Source organism: Sphingomonas sp. UBA978 (genome assembly GCF_002292295.1).
Lineage (GTDB): Bacteria > Pseudomonadota > Alphaproteobacteria > Sphingomonadales > Sphingomonadaceae > Sphingomonas.
Genome location: NZ_DBBS01000007.1, coordinates 1 through 16,236, shown reverse-complemented (window position 1 = coordinate 16,236; position 16,236 = coordinate 1). Strand labels below are relative to the sequence as shown.

The following is a 16,236-nucleotide window of genomic DNA, read 5'->3' as shown; positions in this document are numbered from 1 at the left end:
AGGCTTTTGCGCGCAGAGGCGCGGAGGACGCAGAGAAGGGCCTGCGGCAGCTTCAATCCACTGCTCGATGTGAATGATGACAGCCGCTGCGCAGCCCCTCTTCTTCTCCGCGCTCTCTGCGCCTCCGCGCGCAAACCCTCTTCGCGTCTTCGCGTCTTCGCGCGAACGATCACACCATCACCTGCTCGCCCAGCTCCAGCACCTTCCCCGGCGGGATCTTCAGGATGTCGGTCGGGTCGCTCGCATTGCGCGGCATGAACATGAAGATGCGACCGATGGAAGAACCGTCATTGCGAGCGCAGCGAAGCCATCCAGGGCGTCCTGGTTCGACTCTGAATGGCTTCGCTGCGCTCGCAACGACGGAACCAGAACTGCAGCAACGCCGATCCACCTCTCGGCAGGACCACCAAAGCCCCTCTTCTTCTCCGCGCTCTCTGCGCCTCCGCACGCAAAACCTCTTCACGTCTTCGCGTCTTCGCGTGAACGATCAGACAGTCACCTGCTCGCCCAGCTCCAGCACCTTCCCCGGCGGGATCTTCAGGAAGTCGGTCGGATCGCTCGCATTGCGCTGCATGAACATGAAGATGCGGTCCTGCCACAACGGCATCCCCACATCCGCCTCCGGCTTCAGCGTATTGCGCCCGATGAAGAAGCTGGTCTTCATCGCATCGAGGCTGCGCATCTCGGTCTTGCCGCCGACGCCCAGATCGGCCGGCACGTCGGGCGATTCCATGAAGCCGTAGTTGAGCACCACGCTCTCGAAATTGTCGTCGAGCCGCTCGACCGTGCGGCGGTGTTCGGCGTCGACCATGGGCCGGTCGGTGGTGCGGATGCTCACCACCAGATTGCGCTCGTGCAGCACCTTGTTGTGCTTGAGGTTGTGGAGCAGCGCCCCCGGCGCCGATCGCGGATTGGCGGTCAGGAACACCGCAGTCCCAGGAACCCGCTCGGGCGGACGCTTCGCCAGCGCCACGGCAAGGTCGGCGAGCGGGATGCTCTGCCGCGCCTCGAACGCGCGCACGATGCCCTTGCCGCGCACCCAGGTGTAGATCAGCAGGCCGATCGCCGCGGCGATGACCAGCGGCACCCAGCCGCCCTCGACGACGCGCAGGATGTTGGCGCCGAAGAAGACGAGATCGAGGCACAGGAACGGCAGGATCGCCGCCAGCGCCAGCGGCCGTCCCCAATGCCAGACGTGCCGCGCGACGAGATAGCCGAGCAAGGTCGTCACCACCATCGTGCCGGTCACCGCGATGCCATAGGCCGCCGCCATCGCCGACGAGGTCTTGAACTGCACGATCAGCACCAGCACGCCGACCAGCAGTAGCCAGTTGATCGCGGGCAGATAGATCTGCCCGGCGAAGTCCGCCGAGGTCTGGCGCAGCTTCATCCGCGGCAGCAGCCCCAATTGCACCGCCTGCTGCGTCAGCGAAAACGCGCCGGTGATGACCGCCTGGCTGGCGATGACGGTGGCGAACCCGGCGAGCACGATCAGCGGCCCGCGGACCGACTCGGGCGCCATCAGGAAGAACCAGTTCTGGTTGGTGAACGGCCGCCCCGCCGCCGCCGCCGCCTCCAGATGCGACAGCGCGAACGCCCCCTGCCCCAGATAGTTGAGCATCAGCGCCGGAAAGACGAGGAACAGCCACGCGATCCGGATCGGCCGCTTGCCGAAATGCCCCATGTCCGCGGTCAGCGCTTCCGCGCCGGTGACGGTCAGAAACACCGCGCCGAGCACGAACAGCCCGGTCGTCCCGTGCGTCGCGAGGAAGCGGATGCCATAGCTCGGGATCAGCACGCGGAAGATCGAGAGCTCGTCGGCGATATGCCACAGGCCCAGCCCGCCGATCGTCACGAACCAGAGGATGCACACCGGCCCGAACAGCTTGGCGACCATCGCGGTGCCGCGCTTCTGGATCAGGAACAGCGCGATCAGGATGCCGATCGTCAGCGCCCGGATCGTCCCCTCGTCGAACAATTTGGCGGCGGAGGGGATCGTCTGCAGCCCCTCCATCGCTGACAGCACCGACAGCGACGGCGTGATGATCGCATCGCCATAGAACAAGGCCGCGCCCGCTGCGCCGAGCACCAGCGCGATCCGGCTGCGCACGCCGATCGAGCGCCGCGCCAGCGCCGCCAGCGCCAGCACGCCGCCCTCGCCGTGATTGTCGGCGCGCATCAGGAAGAAGACGTATTTGAACGTCACGATCAACGTCAACGTCCACAGCGCAAGGCTGAGCACGCCGAGGATCTCCGACGGGTCGATGCCGTCCGCCGCGGACTGGCCCAGCGCGTCGCGGAAGGCGTAGAGCGGGCTGGTGCCGATATCGCCGAACACCACGCCGATCGCGCCGATGGTAAGGCCGATCAGGGCGGGGTGCGGACGGGTGGGCGAGACGGGTGCTTCGACGGCGGGCGACATGGCGCGCACTTACCCCTGAAAAGACCATCCGGACGGAAGGACGGCGCGCTTTACGCCTATTGCGGCGCCAGGCAAGCGGATTTGCACCGCGCTGCACAACCGCTTGATCCGCCCGATCTTTGCAGGCAAGGCGCGGGCATGGTTCCCTTTTCGTTCGGCGGCCACGTGCTTCAGGCCCTTCCCGAGGGCGCCCTGCTGTGGCCGGCGCGGCGCGCGCTGCTCGTCGCCGACCTGCATTTCGAAAAGGCGAGCTGGTACGCCGCGCGCGGGCAGATGCTGCCGCCCTATGATTCGCTGGCGACGCTCGCAGACCTCGCCGCTGTGGTCGCCAGAACGGGTGCGCAGGAGCTGTGGTGCCTCGGCGACAGCTTCCACGACAGCGACGGCTGCGACCGCCTGCCGCAGGAGGCGCGGATTCGCCTGCGCGCGCTGACCGGGGGGCTGCGCTGGACGTGGATCACCGGCAACCACGATCCCGACATCAAGGACCGCTGCGGCGGCGAGGTCGCGCGCGAGGTGGAGGTCGACGGCCTGATCCTGCGCCACGAGGCCGACCCGCGCGAGACGCGTCCCGAACTCTCGGGCCATTTCCACCCGAAGCTGCGCGTCGCGGTCCGCGGCAAGAAGGTCGCCCGCCGCTGCTTCGTCGCGACCGCGACCAAGATCGTCCTGCCCGCCTTCGGCGCGCTGACCGGCGGGCTCGACGTCGATCACCCCGCGCTGACCAAAGCGGTCGGCAAGGGCGCGGAGGCACTGATCGCGGTCGAGCAACGCCTGCTCCGCTTCCCGATCGCCGCCTGAGGTGACACGCGTGAAGCGCCGCACCCTTTCGTCATGGCGAGCGTAGCGAAGCAATCCAGAGCCCCGCACGATCGGGGCCTGCAACGCCACCCTAGCGGTACAGCGTCGGAAACCCCGCCTTGAACGCCGCGACCTTGGGCTTGTCCCAATGGACGATATACGGGTGCGTCGGGTTCCGATCGTAGAAATTCTGGTGATACGCCTCGGCCGGGAAGAACCCGCCCTGCTCGATCCGCGTCACGATCGGCCGCGGAAAGCTCTTCGCCGCCCCCAGTTGTGCGATATAGGCACGCGCCACTGCCGCCTGCCGCGCATCCTGCGGGAACAGCGCGGAGCGATAGCTCGGCCCGCTGTCCGGCCCCTGCCGGTTCAGCTGCGTCGGATCGTGCGCGATCGAGAAATACACCCGCAGCAGCGTCGCATAGCTCACCTGCCGCGGATCGAAGACGACTTTCACCGCCTCCGCATGGCCGGTGCGCTCGGTCGAGACGGCGTCGTAACTGGCGGTGTCGCGCGTGCCGCCGGCATAGCCCGCGGTGACCGAGCGCACGCCCTTCACATGTTCGAACACCGCCTCCATGCCCCAGAAGCAGCCGCCCGCGAACACCGCGGTCTGCGTCCCCGCGGCGGCGGGCACGTCGGTCTTCGCGGCCGGGATCGGCACCGCGCGCTCGGCTTCGGCGAAACCGGTGGAGGCGAGCACGGCGGCAGCGGCGCCGGCAACGGGCAGGAGGATCTTCAGCATCGACCCGAGATGGGGAGCCGCCGCCCGCATGGAAAGGTCAGCGCGCCGCGACGATCGGCGAGGCGGCCGGGATCGGCTGGAGATGCTGCGCGCTCGCCGGCTGGAGCGTGACGACACCGACCGCGCCGATGGCGAAGCCGCCGACGAATTGCCAGAAAAAGCCGCTCTTGATGACCTTGCGCATGACGCACCTGTAAGTTGGTTCGAGCACAGCTACGTCGCTGCGCCCCGTTCGGATGCGAGATCGTCTCTCCCGCCTCCAGGCTCAATGCCGTTTATAGAAACGCTGCATTAACGCGCCGTGGCGACGTCGTTCATCCGGCGTAATGTTCGGCCGATGCGGCCAAGTCCCGCTCCTTCGTCATCGCGAAGAGGGCAGCGACGCGGCCATCCAGGGCAATATATGTGGCCCTGGATCGCCGCGCGTCGCTCGCGATGACGAAGGGTTGGCCTTACTTCAGGTCCGCACACGCCTGCTGGATACGCTCGCACGCCGTGCGCAGCAGCGCGTCCGACGTCGCATAGCTGATCCGCATCGCCGGCGAGAGGCCGAACGCTGCGCCCTGCACCGCCGCGACCTTGGCATCGTCGAGCAGATAGCCGACGAACGCCTCGTCGGTGTCGATCACCCGCCCCGACGGCGTGCTCTTGCCGATCAGCTCGGCGAACGACGGATAGACATAGAAGGCGCCCTCGGGCGTCGGGCAGTGCATGCCGGGAATCGCATTGAGCATACCGACCACCAGATCACGCCGCCCCTGGAACGCCGCGGCGCGCTCCTTCAGGAAATCCTGCGGTCCGTTGAGCGCCGCCACCGCCGCCGCCTGCGCGATCGAACAGGGGTTGCTGGTCGACTGCGACTGCAGCTTCGCCATCGCCTTGATGAGCCACGGCGCGCCTGCGGCAAAACCGATCCGCCAGCCGGTCATCGCATAGGCCTTGGAACAGCCGTTCACGGTCAGCGTCCGCTCGTACAGCTCCGGGCAGACCTCGGCGATCGTCGCGAAGCGGAAGCCGTCGTAGACGATATGCTCGTACATATCGTCGGCGAAGATCCAGACGTGCGGATGCCGCGCCAGCACCGCGCCCAGCGCCTTCAGCTCGTCGACCGTATAGCCCGCGCCGGTCGGGTTCGACGGCGAATTGAGAATCACCCATTTGGTGCGGGGCGTGATCGCCGCCTCCAGCGCCTCCGGCGACAGCTTGTAATCCTGCTCCGGCCCGGCGACCGCGAACACCGGCGTGCCGCCCGCGAACTGCACCACGTCGGGATAGCTCACCCAATAGGGTGCGGGGATCACCACCTCGTCGCCCGCGTCCACCGTCGCGACGATCGCGTTGAACAGCGTGTGCTTGCCGCCGACGTTCACCGTCACCTGATCGGTGGTGTAGGTCAGCTGGTTGTCGCGCGCGAACTTGGCGACGATCGCCTGCTTCAGCTCGATCGTGCCGTCGACGTTGGTATATTTGGTCTTGCCGTCGCGGATCGCCTGGATCGCCGCCTCCTTGACGAAGTCGGGCGTGTCGAAGTCCGGCTCGCCCGCGCCCAGTCCGATCACGTCGACGCCGGCGCGCTTCAGGTCCAGCACGCGGCTGGTGATGGCGAGCGTCGGGGACGGGCTGATACGGCCGAGGGCGGCGGAGGGCTTCATGGAGACGGGCCTTATGGCGAAGGGAACGCGCGGGCCTATAGCGACAGCGCACCCGATGTCGCAACCGCAACAACCGCCGGGATCAGCCCGCGCAGCGCATTTCCGACGAAAAATTGCTCCGGAAGATCGTGCGGCGACAGATTAGCCTCCACCGCTTGCCCCGCATCGATCAATTGTGAGCGCAACACCCCCGGCAACAGGCCGGACGCCAGCGCCGGCGTCAGCAGCCGGCCATCGCTCCCCGGCACGAACAGCGAGGTGAAGCTCCCCTCGGTCAGCAATCCGTCGGGCCGCACGAACACCACCTCGTCCGTCCCCGCCGCGATCCGTGCCGCATCGTAGAAGCCGCGGTCGCTGGTCTTGTGGCGCAGACGATAGTCGCGGGCGTCGACCGGCAACGGCACCGCTGCCACCCGCAACGGCCGGTCGAACGCCGCCGGCGCCGGCGCCACTTCGATCGCGATCGCACCGCTCTGCGCCAGCAGCAGCCGGATGCGCGCCGCCTCGCGCAGGCGAAAGGTCGCCGCCTGCAATTCGTTGCGCGCATGATGCCGGTCGAAGCGAAAGCCCAGCGCCAGCGCGCTCGCCCGCATCCGCTCCAGATGCCGGTCGAGCAGCGGCATCCCCTGTTCGGGATCGAACGCCATCGTCTCGATCAGGTCGAGCGGCCGCTGCCCCGCGGTGACGAACGCCCCCTTCGCGAGCACCTCAGCCCATTCCTCGTCCGCGCGGCTGTCCGCGACGATCCCCGATCCCAGCCCGAGTTCGGCGACGGACGCGCCCGCCTCTATCGTAAGCGTGCGGATCGCCACGTTGAACGCCGCATCCCCCGCCGCATCGATCCGCCCGATCGCCCCGGTATAGACGCCGCGACCGGTGCTCTCGACCCCGGCGATCACCTCCAGGCTGCGCTGCTTGGGCGCGCCGGTGATCGATCCGCACGGGAACAGCGCGGTCAGCACATCGACCGCATCGCGCCCCTCGGCCAGCGTCGCGGTAACGGTGGAGGTCATCTGATGGACGGTCGGATAGGTCTCGACCGTGAACAGCGCCGGCACCGCGACGCTGCCCGGTACGGCGACCCGCGACAGGTCGTTGCGCATCAGGTCGACGATCATCAGATTCTCGGCACGCTGTTTGGCGTCCGCGCCCAGCGCGATCACCCGCGCCGCATCCTCCTCCGCGGTGTCGCCGCGCGTCGCCGTCCCCTTCATCGGGCGGCAGGTCAGCCGCCCTTCGTCCAGCGCGAAGAACAGTTCGGGCGACAGCGACAGCACATGCCGGTCCCCCGTCGCCACCAAGGCGCCATGGCCCGCCGCCGATCCCTGCCGCAGCCGCGCATAGAGCGCCGCCGGATCGCCGGCCACCGCGACGTCCGCGCGCAATGTCAGGTTCGCCTGATAGATATCGCCGGCCCGGATCATCTCCAGCACCGCGGCCAGGCCGGCGTCATAGACGTCGCGATCGATCCGCGGGCATGGCCGCGCCGCCCACGCCCCCGCCGGATCGGGCAGCAGCGCCGCGACCGCATCCGCGGTCATCGCCCGATAGCGCTCGAACAGCCCGAACCACAGCAACGGCCCGTCCGCCACGCGCGCCGGCAGCCCGCGCGGCATCAGCGCCGCCCCCGCCTCATAGGTCAGATAGCCCGCCGCATGCAGCCCGCGACCCGCCGCGCCGCGCAACCGCGCCAGCGCCGGCACCACGTCGTCCAGCCGCTCGGCGACGACGATCTCGACCGGATCGGCATACAGGCGCGCCCCCGCCCCACCGGTACGGGCATCATCGAGCAGCACGTAGGGCGCGGTCAGCATCGCCCGCCAAATGCACGGGGCCATGCGCTACGTGCAAGCGGCGATTGTCGTCTTCCGCCCGTCCGCCTATCTTCATGGCCATGACCGAACCAGCTTTGCGCGCTGCCATCGTCCAGGTGACGCCCTTCCAGCAGAATTGCACCCTGATCTGGTGTACCGAGACGATGCGGGCGGCGATCGTCGATCCCGGCGGCGACCTGCCCCGGATCAAGGCCGCGGTGGCGCAGGCCGGCGTCACGGTCGAGAAGATCCTGCTGACCCACGGCCATATCGACCATGCCGGCGAGGCGAAGACGCTCGCCACCGACCTGGGCGTGGGTATCGAGGGGCCGCATGAGGCGGACCGCTTCTGGCTCGCCCGACTCGACGACGACGGCCGCAATTACGGCATGACCGGCGTCGTCTTCGAACCCGACCGCTGGCTGGTCGAGGGCGACACCGTCACCGTCGGCAACCTCAGCCTCGACGTCTACGAAACCCCCGGCCACACGCTCGGCCACGTCATCTTCCACCACGCGCCCTCGAAGTTCGCGCAGGTCGGCGACGTGCTGTTCCAGGGTTCGGTCGGACGCAGCGACATGCCCGGCGGCAACCACAAGCAATTGATCGAAACGATCGTCACCAAGCTGTGGCCGCTCGGCGACGACACCGCCTTCATCCCCGGCCACGGCAATCCCAGCACCTTCGCCCACGAACGCCGCCACAACATGTTCGTAAGCGACGCGGCGCTGGCCGCCTAGCGCCGCGTCGCCATCCGGCGACGCCGACGCGCGGGAATGTCGATCGGCGCCGCGGTTCGGGCGCGCAAAGCTTGCACGGTTCGCGAAATTCGCTATAGGCCCGCGCTTCGCGATGCGTCCGGTTGTCGGTGGCGTGCAGCGGCCGGCGTGTCCGTCGGTTGCGCGTACGCTCCGTCGGACGTCTCGGAATTCCTTATGTCGTTTTAAGAACAAGGTGCCGAAATGGCCGTCCCCAAGCGAAAGACCTCCCCCTCCAAGCGCGGCATGCGTCGCGGTCACGACTCGCTGACCGTCGCGTCGTTCCAGGAGTGCCCGAATTGTGGCGAGCTCAAGCGTCCGCACAACCTGTGCACCGCTTGCGGCCATTATAACGGCCGCGAGATCGTCTCGGTCGAGGGCTAACCCCCTCCCCTCCCATCCGGATAAGCGCTGAACATGCCCGACAACTCCTGGATCGCCGTCGATGCGATGGGCGGCGACGAGGGGCTGGCGGTCATGCTCGCCGGCGTGGCTGCGGCCCGTCGGCGCTATGAAGGCATGCGTTTCTTCCTGGTGGGCGACGAGGCCAAGGTCGCGGCGGAGCTGAAGACTCACCCGAACCTCAGCCAGCACAGCGAAATCGTCCACGCGCCGGAAACGGTCGGGTCGAGCGACAAGCCGAGCCAGGCGATCCGCCGGTCCAAGACCACCTCGATGGGCATCGCCATCGATCTGGTGAAGCAGGGCCGTGCCGGTGCCGCCGTGTCGTCGGGCAACACCGGCGCGCTGATGGCGATGGCGAAGCTCGCGTTGCGCACGCTCCCCGGCATCGATCGCCCCGCGCTCGCCGCGCCGCTGCCGACGCTCGGCGACAATGACGTCGTGATGCTCGATCTGGGTGCGAATACCGAGGTCGATGCGCGCAACCTCGTCCAGTTCGCGGTGATGGGCGCGGCCTATGCCCGCACGATCATGGACCTCGAATCGCCTCGCGTCGCGCTGCTCAACATCGGCAGCGAGGACCAGAAGGGGACGGACGAGATCCGCGATGCCGCCGCGGTGCTCAAGGGGCAGACGCATCTGCCGCTGACCTTCACCGGCTTCGTCGAGGGCAACCAGCTCGCCCGCGGCAACCATGACGTGATCGTCTGCGACGGCTTTGCCGGCAATATCGCGCTGAAGACCGCCGAGGGCACCGCACGCTTCGTCGCCGACCTCCTGAAGCGCGCCTTCAGCTCCTCCGTCCGTTCGAAGGTCGGCTTCCTGATCTCGCGCCCCGCGACCGAATTGCTGCGCGATCACCTCGACCCCAACAACCACAATGGCGCGGTCTTCCTCGGCCTGAACGGCATCGTCGTGAAGAGTCACGGCAGTGCCAACGAACGCGGCGTCGCCACCGCGATCGGCAACGCCGCCAAGATGGTGCGCGCCGACCTCACCCGCCGCATCGCCGACGACCTCGGCAATTTCGAGAAGAAAGCCGCATGATCCGCTCGGTCGTCCTCGGCACCGGATCGGCACTGCCGGAAACCCGCGTCTCGAACGCCGATCTCGCCGAGCGGCTCGACACCAGCGACGAATGGATCGTCGAGCGCACCGGCATCCGCTTCCGCCACATCGCCCAGCCGCACGAGACGACCGCGACGCTCGCCGCCGACGCCTGCCGCGGTGCGCTGCTGTCCTCGGGCCTCGTCGCGCAGGACATCGATCTGATCGTGCTGGCCACCGCCACCCCCGACCAGACCTTCCCGGCGACCGCGACCAAGGTTCAGGCGATGCTCGGCATCGACGATTGCGTCGCCTTCGACGTCGCCGCGGTCTGTTCGGGCTTTCTCTATGCGGTGCAGGTCGCCGATGCGATGCTGCGCACCGGCATCCACCGCCGCGCGCTGGTGATCGGCGCCGAGACGTTCAGCCGCATCCTCGACTGGGAGGATCGCACCACCGCTGTGCTGTTCGGCGACGGCGCCGGCGCGATCGTGCTCGAAGGGCAGGAGAGCGACGCGGACACCGGGCGCGGCATCCTCGCGACGAAACTTCACGCCGACGGCCGCCACAACGACCTGCTCTACGTCGATGGCGGCCCCTCGACGACCGGTACGGTCGGCAAGTTGCGGATGAAGGGGCGCGAGGTGTTCCGCCACGCCGTCGTCAATCTCGCCGCGGTGATGCAGGAAACGCTGGTCATCGCCGGGCTGACCCCGGACGACGTCGACTGGGTCGTGCCGCATCAGGCCAATGCCCGCATCCTCGATGCGACCAGCCGCAAGCTCGGCCTGCCCGCGGACAAGGTCGTCGTCACCGTCGACCGGCACGCCAACACCTCGGCCGCATCGGTGCCGCTGGCGCTCGACACCGCGGTCCGCGACGGCCGCATCGTGCCGGGCCAGATCGTCGTGCTCGAGGCGATGGGCGGCGGCTTCACCTGGGGCGCCGCAGTCGTCCGTTTTTGACTCGCCTGCTGCCCGCGCGCATATTGTTCCATATCGGCGAAAGAAAGTCACTTTCGGACATGTCTGCTCTGGTGTAACCTGCGTCAGGGACATTCTTATGGATGGAGTGGGGCAAGCGTGTTGATGACTACCGCGGGCACTTTGACGCGGGCCGACCTTTCGGAAGCCCTGCATCGTCAGATCGGCTTATCCCGAACTGACTCGGCGAAGCTCGTCGAGCAGATCCTGACCGAGATGTGCGAGGCCCTGTCGCGGGGTGAAAACGTCAAGATTTCCGGCTTCGGCACCTTCGTCCTGCGCGACAAGGGCGAACGGATCGGCCGCAATCCGAAGACGGGGGTGGAAGTGCCGATCGCACCGCGGCGCGTGCTGACCTTCCGCGCCAGCCAGATGATGCGCGAACGCATCGTCACCTCGAGCTGACCTCCATGCCCTCCGGCACGCCCAAGGCGAGCGGAGCGTTCAGAACGATCGGGGAGGTTTCGGACGAAACCGGCCTCCCCCAGCATATATTGCGCTATTGGGAAACGCGCTTTCCCCAATTGCGCCCGGTGACCCGGGCCGGCAACCGCCGCTATTACCGCCCCGAAGACGTCGCCCTCGTCCGCCGCATCGACGATTTGCTCAACCGCGACGGCTATACGATCCGCGGCGTCCAGCAACTGCTCGCCGAGCGGGACCGGCCGCCGGCCGCCACCCCCTCGCCGCTGCCCGCACTCCAGGCGATCCGCGACGCGCTGGCGCTAGCGTTGCGGCAGGACGAACAGGCAGCCTGATCTCCTCGGGCGCAACCCAGCGCCGTTTACACCGTGTGGACGACGAGAAGAGCGCGGAGGCGCGCTTGCCGCCCTCACGCATGCGCGATGCCGCTACCGCACCTGCCCCCCGCTTCGCGCACGCACGTTCCCCCCCCAATGCGCGTCCATGGGCGCCTGCGTCACGGCTGACACTGACGTCTCTCCCGCCCCTGCAACGGAAGAAAGCCCGCACGGTCGAAGGCGACGACCGCCCCTTCAGCCCCGCCCCGGCGCCAGCCCCTCGCGCAGCAACCGCGCCGCCTGATCGGCGACGTCCTCGATCCCGCGCTCGTCGCTCCACACGCCGAAGCGCAGCCCCAGGAACACGTTCATCCCCATCACTGCCCAGGCGTGGACGTCGGACACGTCGTCGCGCACCTCGCCACGCGTCGCCGCCGCCTTCAGTCGCTGCTCGATCCGCTCGGCGGTGGTCGCATAATGCAGCCGGAAACTGTCGGCATCGACGAACTCCGCCTCGTCGATGATCCGGTAGATTTCCTTATGCTCGCGCACGAAGCCGATGAACGACGCCAGTCCCGCCCGCTCCGCGGCGATGCCGTCCCCGGCCGCCCGCACCGCGGGGGCGACATGGTCGCGGACCTGCGCCGACAGGTCGGTGACCAGCGCACGGAACACCGCGTCCTTCGAATCGAAATAGGTGTAGAAACTGCCCAGCGCCACGCCCGCCCGCCGGGTGATCGCGCTGATCGACGCCTCGTGGAACCCGCGCTCGCCGAATTCCAGCGCCGCCGCATCCAGCAGCGCGCGCAGCGTCCGCCGTCCGCGCGCGGTGCGCGGCGTCTTGTCCGCGCCTCCGCCGCTACCGCCCCCGGATAGCTCCCCGCCAGCACCAGTCACGACCATCGCCTCCCCCGACATATCCCAAGTTGAATCCTGGTTCAGGTTTCAGTATAGGCTTCGTCACAGGCGTACAACCCGGGACTACCGGACGCGGCGCCATGGAGGAGGGGATTATCATGAAGGCGCGTACGTCCAGGTTCCTGATGCTCGGCGCCGCCGCCGCGGCATTGCTTGCCGGCCCGGCCAGTGCGCAGACCGCGCCCGCCGACACCGCCGCTGACGCTACCGGCCAGACCGGCTCCGCCGCGGCCGAGACGACACCCGACACCAGCGACGCGCCGCAGGCGGACACCGGCGACATCCTCGTCACCGCACGCCGCCGCACCGAATCCTTGCTCAGCGTGCCGATCGCGGTGACCGCCTTCAGCGCCGACCGGCTCGAAAAGTCGGGGGCGATCGACCTGACCGACCTCCAGAACGTCAGCCCCAACACCACGCTCAAGACCGCGCGCGGCAGCAACTCGACGCTCGCCGCCTTCATCCGCGGCGTCGGCCAGCAGGATCCGGTGCCGGGGTTCGAGGCGGGCATCGGCATCTATCTCGACGACGTCTATCTCAACCGGCCGCAGGCGGCGGTGCTCGACATCTACGACGTCGACCGGATCGAGGTGCTGCGTGGGCCGCAGGGCACACTTTACGGACGCAACACGATCGGCGGCGCGGTGAAATACGTCACCAAACGCCTGCCCGATACGCCCGAAGTGCGGATCAAGGCCAATTACGGCTCCTACGACCAGGCCGACGGCATCGTCGCGCTGTCGGCGCCGATCGGCGACCTGCTCAAGGTCGGCGTCGCCGGCGCGCGGTTGAGCCGCGGCGGCTTCGGTCGCAACACCAACCTCAACATCGACAATTACAACAAGGACATCTGGGCCGGGCGCGGCACGATCGAGTTCGAAAGCCCGGACACGCGGCTGTTCGTGCGGCTGACCGGCGACTATACCCACGACAGGAGCAACCCGCGCAACGGCCATCGCCTGATCCCCGGCCTCGCCTCGGGCGCACCGGTGCTCGCCGACGTGTTCGACACCCGCGCCGGCCTCAATTTCCCGCGGCAGGACATCAAGGGCGGCGGCCTGTCGTTGACCGCCAACGCGCAGCTGACCGACAGCCTGACGCTGCGCAGCATCAGCGCATGGCGCAAGGACGACAGCTTCACCCCGATCGACTTCGATGCCCTGCCCGCGGTCGACGTCGACGTGCCGGCGATCTATCGCAACGAACAGACCAGCCAGGAATTCCAGCTGCTCTACGCCTCCGACCGGCTCAACGGCCTGCTCGGTTATTATTATCTCGGCGCCAAGGCCTCGACCGGCTTCGGCGTCCTGCTGTCGACGACGCTGCCGGGGTTCAACGCCTATACCGCCGGCGACGTGCGGACCGAGACGTCGTCGGTCTATGGCGATTTCACCTTCGACTTCACACGGCAGTTCAGCCTGTCGCTGGGCGGGCGCTATACGTGGGACGAGCGCAAATCCTACGTGTTCAAGGCGAGCTATCTCGGCCTGACGCCGGAGTTCGGCGGCACCCCGATCCCGGTCGGCGCCCCGGCGACGGATTTCCGCGGCAAGGCGAACTACAAGCGCTTCACCCCGCGCGCCTCGGTCAGCTTCAAGCCGACGGCGGATCACCTGCTCTATCTCTCCTATTCCGAAGGGTTCAAGGGCGGCGGCTTCGATCCGCGCGGGTCGGGCAGCGTCGCACCGATCGGCAACCCGGCGGCGGGGCGGACGTATCAGGACATTTACAATTACCTGTCGTTCGATCCCGAGACGGTCACCAGCTATGAAGCGGGCTACAAGGGGTCGGCATTCGATCGCCGGCTGACCTGGGCGCTCGCCGGCTTCTACGCCGATTACAAGGACGTGCAGGTGCCGGGGTCGGTCGGTTGCCTGCAGAACGGCGTGCAGAGCTTCTGCGGGATCACCACCAACGCCGCCAAGGCGCGGATCAAGGGCGTCGAGCTGGAAAGCACTGCGATCCTCGCCCGCGATTTCGCCGGCGCCGGCTCGTCGGTCGCGCTCGCCGGGACGCTCGGCTATATCGACGCGCGCTATCGCCGCTTCATCGGCCCGACCGGCACCGACGTCGCCGACGTCCGCGTCTTCCAGAACACGCCGCACTGGACCGCGTCGGGCACGCTGACCGGCAACCTGCCGGTGGCGAGCGGACTGCTGACCGCCAACTCGACCCTGTCCTATCGCAGCCTGACGCACCAGTTCGAGACGGCGAGCCCGTTCCTCGACCAGCCGCGCTATGCCCTGCTCGATGCCGGCATCACTTATGCCTTCGGCGCGGACCGGCGCTATTCGGTGGGCGTCTACGGCCGCAACCTGACCGACAAGCGGTACAAGACGTCGGGCTATCAATATATCGCCAGCACGATCGCCGGCGTGCCGATCCGCAATGCGGCGGGCGGCTATACGCCGACGCTCGGCAAGGAAGGCATCGCCACCGCCTTTTACGGCAATCCGCGGCAGGTGTTCGCGAGCATCGCGGCGAAGTTCTGATCCGCTCGTCGCCCCGGGCTTGTTCCGGGGCCGACCTGTCCGCAAGGGACGCGCATGACGAGGCCATCGCCGATTACCCCGCCCGCCGCCGCTGCCAGCCCCCGTTACCGGGCGCTGGTGCTGGCGATGCTGCTGCTGGTCTACACCTTCAACTTCCTCGACCGGCAGATCCTCGGCATCCTGGTGGCGCCGATCAAGGCGGAGCTGCGGCTGTCCGACACGCAATTGGGGGCGCTGGGCGGCATCGCCTTCGCGCTGCTCTATTCGACGCTCGCCATCCCGCTGGCGCTGGTCGCGGACCGGACCAGCCGCAGCTGGGTCATCACGATCAGCCTGACGGTGTGGAGCGCGTTCACCGCGCTGTGCGGCCTCGCCACCGGCTTCTGGCAGTTCTTCGCCTTCCGGCTCGGCGTCGGCGTCGGCGAGGCGGGCGGGGTCGCGCCGAGCTATGCGATGATAAGCGACTATTTCCCGCCGGCGCAGCGGGCGCGGGCGCTGTCGATCTATTCGCTCGGCATCCCGGTCGGGCTGGCGGCGGGGGCGCTGCTCGGCGGCATGCTGGCAAGCGCGGTCAACTGGCGCTGGGCGTTCATCCTGATCGGCCTCACCGGCATGGTGATCGCGCCACTCTTCCGGATGGTGGTGAAGGAGCCGCCGCGCGGGATGTTCGATCCCGCCGCGGTCAGCCGCGATCGGGTGTCGGTGGGCGCGGTGTTCCGCATCCTCGCCGCCAAGCCGAGCTTCTGGCTGATGGCGTTCGCCGCGTCGTTCAGCTCGCTGTGCGGCTATGGCCTCGCCTTCTGGGTGCCGTCGGTGCTGATCCGCTCGTTCGGCTTTTCGCTGCTGACCGCGTCGCAATATATCGGGTCGCTGCTGCTGATCGGCGGGACGATCGGCGTGTTCGGCGGCGGCTGGCTCGCCGACCGGCTGGGGGCGACGGATCGCGGCATCTACGCGAAGCTGCCCGCGATCGCCTGGCTGATAACCGTGCCGCTGTTCGCAGCGGGCCTGACCAGCGGCTCGCCGACGCTGTCGTGGTTTCTGTTCCTGATCCCGCACGGCCTCAACATCCTGTGGCTGGGACCGGTGACCACCGCGGTCCAGCATCTCGTGCCGCCACCGATGCGCGCCACCGCATCGGCGAGCTTTCTGTTCATCAACAATCTGATCGGGCTGGGATTGGGCTCGCTCATCATGGGGCGGCTGTCAGATGCGATGACCGCGGTGCACGGTGTCGACGCATTGCGCTGGGCGACGACCTATGCGCTCGGCTTCTATCTGGTCGCCGCGGCGCTGATGCTGCTCGCGGTCAGGCCGTTGCGGCGGGACTGGGTGGGGTGACGCGACACGGGACGCGCGTCCTTTCCGTGGAGGGCGGGAATCCCCGCACGCCGGCCTTGCCGACAGGGCCGAAACGCCAGCGTCTATGGATCCCCCTGACTCACGAAAGAAGTGCACCACC

15 protein-coding genes are annotated in these 16,236 nt (G+C 68.1%); 9 read left to right on the top strand and 6 right to left on the bottom strand.

Annotated elements, in window-relative coordinates; genetic code table 11:
- Positions 1-487 precede the first annotated feature (487 nt).
- Positions 488-2,422, bottom strand: coding sequence for a potassium transporter Kup (locus B2515_RS03300; protein ID WP_293873669.1), 1,935 nt, complete (start codon positions 2,420-2,422; stop codon positions 488-490).
- A gap of 138 nt (positions 2,423-2,560) precedes the next feature.
- Between B2515_RS03300 and pdeM the strand changes: the two genes are divergently transcribed.
- On the top strand, positions 2,561-3,223 hold the full coding sequence (gene pdeM / locus B2515_RS03295; protein WP_293873666.1) for a ligase-associated DNA damage response endonuclease PdeM: 663 nt from the start codon (positions 2,561-2,563) through the stop codon (positions 3,221-3,223).
- A 91-nt stretch (positions 3,224-3,314) separates the two neighbouring features.
- Here the strand turns inward: pdeM and msrA are convergent, their stop codons facing one another.
- The 4 genes from msrA to pabB all read right to left on the bottom strand — a co-directional run bounded on the left by msrA (position 3,315) and on the right by pabB (position 7,458).
- On the bottom strand, positions 3,315-3,968 hold the full coding sequence (gene msrA / locus B2515_RS03290; RefSeq protein WP_293873663.1) for a peptide-methionine (S)-S-oxide reductase MsrA: 654 nt from the start codon (positions 3,966-3,968) through the stop codon (positions 3,315-3,317).
- A gap of 37 nt (positions 3,969-4,005) precedes the next feature.
- Positions 4,006-4,152, bottom strand: a complete 147-nt coding sequence (locus tag B2515_RS03285) for a hypothetical protein (RefSeq protein WP_293873660.1) — start codon at positions 4,150-4,152, stop codon at positions 4,006-4,008.
- Between the two features lie 268 nt (positions 4,153-4,420).
- Positions 4,421-5,620 (bottom strand): pyridoxal phosphate-dependent aminotransferase, encoded by a 1,200-nt coding sequence (locus B2515_RS03280; RefSeq protein WP_293873657.1) that lies wholly within the window; start codon positions 5,618-5,620, stop codon positions 4,421-4,423.
- A gap of 35 nt (positions 5,621-5,655) precedes the next feature.
- Positions 5,656-7,458 (bottom strand): aminodeoxychorismate synthase component I, encoded by a 1,803-nt coding sequence (pabB, locus tag B2515_RS03275; RefSeq protein WP_293873654.1) that lies wholly within the window; start codon positions 7,456-7,458, stop codon positions 5,656-5,658.
- Positions 7,459-7,514: 56 nt separating this feature from the next.
- Here pabB and B2515_RS03270 point away from each other — a divergent pair, with 56 nt between their 5' ends.
- The 6 genes from B2515_RS03270 to B2515_RS03245 all read left to right on the top strand — a co-directional run bounded on the left by B2515_RS03270 (position 7,515) and on the right by B2515_RS03245 (position 11,382).
- On the top strand, positions 7,515-8,174 hold the full coding sequence (locus tag B2515_RS03270; RefSeq protein ID WP_293873651.1) for an MBL fold metallo-hydrolase: 660 nt from the start codon (positions 7,515-7,517) through the stop codon (positions 8,172-8,174).
- Between the two features lie 222 nt (positions 8,175-8,396).
- The gene (gene rpmF, locus B2515_RS03265) at positions 8,397-8,576 is read left to right on the top strand and encodes a 50S ribosomal protein L32 (protein ID WP_254289098.1); all 180 of its coding nucleotides are present in this window, start codon (positions 8,397-8,399) and stop codon (positions 8,574-8,576) included.
- Positions 8,577-8,609: 33 nt separating this feature from the next.
- The gene (plsX, locus tag B2515_RS03260) at positions 8,610-9,641 is read left to right on the top strand and encodes a phosphate acyltransferase PlsX (protein ID WP_293873643.1); all 1,032 of its coding nucleotides are present in this window, start codon (positions 8,610-8,612) and stop codon (positions 9,639-9,641) included.
- Positions 9,638-10,606: a beta-ketoacyl-ACP synthase III gene (locus tag B2515_RS03255; RefSeq protein WP_293873640.1), complete on the top strand. Its 969-nt coding sequence runs from the start codon at positions 9,638-9,640 to the stop codon at positions 10,604-10,606. Before plsX ends, B2515_RS03255 begins: the two co-directional genes overlap by 4 nt.
- Before the next feature lie 123 nt (positions 10,607-10,729).
- Positions 10,730-11,029 (top strand): integration host factor subunit alpha, encoded by a 300-nt coding sequence (locus B2515_RS03250; RefSeq protein WP_293873795.1) that lies wholly within the window; start codon positions 10,730-10,732, stop codon positions 11,027-11,029.
- A 5-nt stretch (positions 11,030-11,034) separates the two neighbouring features.
- Positions 11,035-11,382 (top strand): MerR family transcriptional regulator, encoded by a 348-nt coding sequence (locus B2515_RS03245; protein ID WP_293873637.1) that lies wholly within the window; start codon positions 11,035-11,037, stop codon positions 11,380-11,382.
- 237 nt (positions 11,383-11,619) lie between these two features.
- Here the strand turns inward: B2515_RS03245 and B2515_RS03240 are convergent, their stop codons facing one another.
- Positions 11,620-12,261: a TetR/AcrR family transcriptional regulator gene (locus B2515_RS03240; protein ID WP_293873634.1), complete on the bottom strand. Its 642-nt coding sequence runs from the start codon at positions 12,259-12,261 to the stop codon at positions 11,620-11,622.
- 119 nt (positions 12,262-12,380) lie between these two features.
- On the opposite strand from B2515_RS03240, the gene B2515_RS03235 reads away from it, so the two are divergent.
- Entirely contained in the window at positions 12,381-14,774 is a 2,394-nt protein-coding gene (locus B2515_RS03235) for a TonB-dependent receptor (protein WP_293873631.1), read from the top strand.
- Between the two features lie 54 nt (positions 14,775-14,828).
- Entirely contained in the window at positions 14,829-16,115 is a 1,287-nt protein-coding gene (locus B2515_RS03230; protein WP_293873628.1) for a spinster family MFS transporter, read from the top strand.
- The last annotated feature ends 121 nt before the right edge of the window (positions 16,116-16,236 follow it).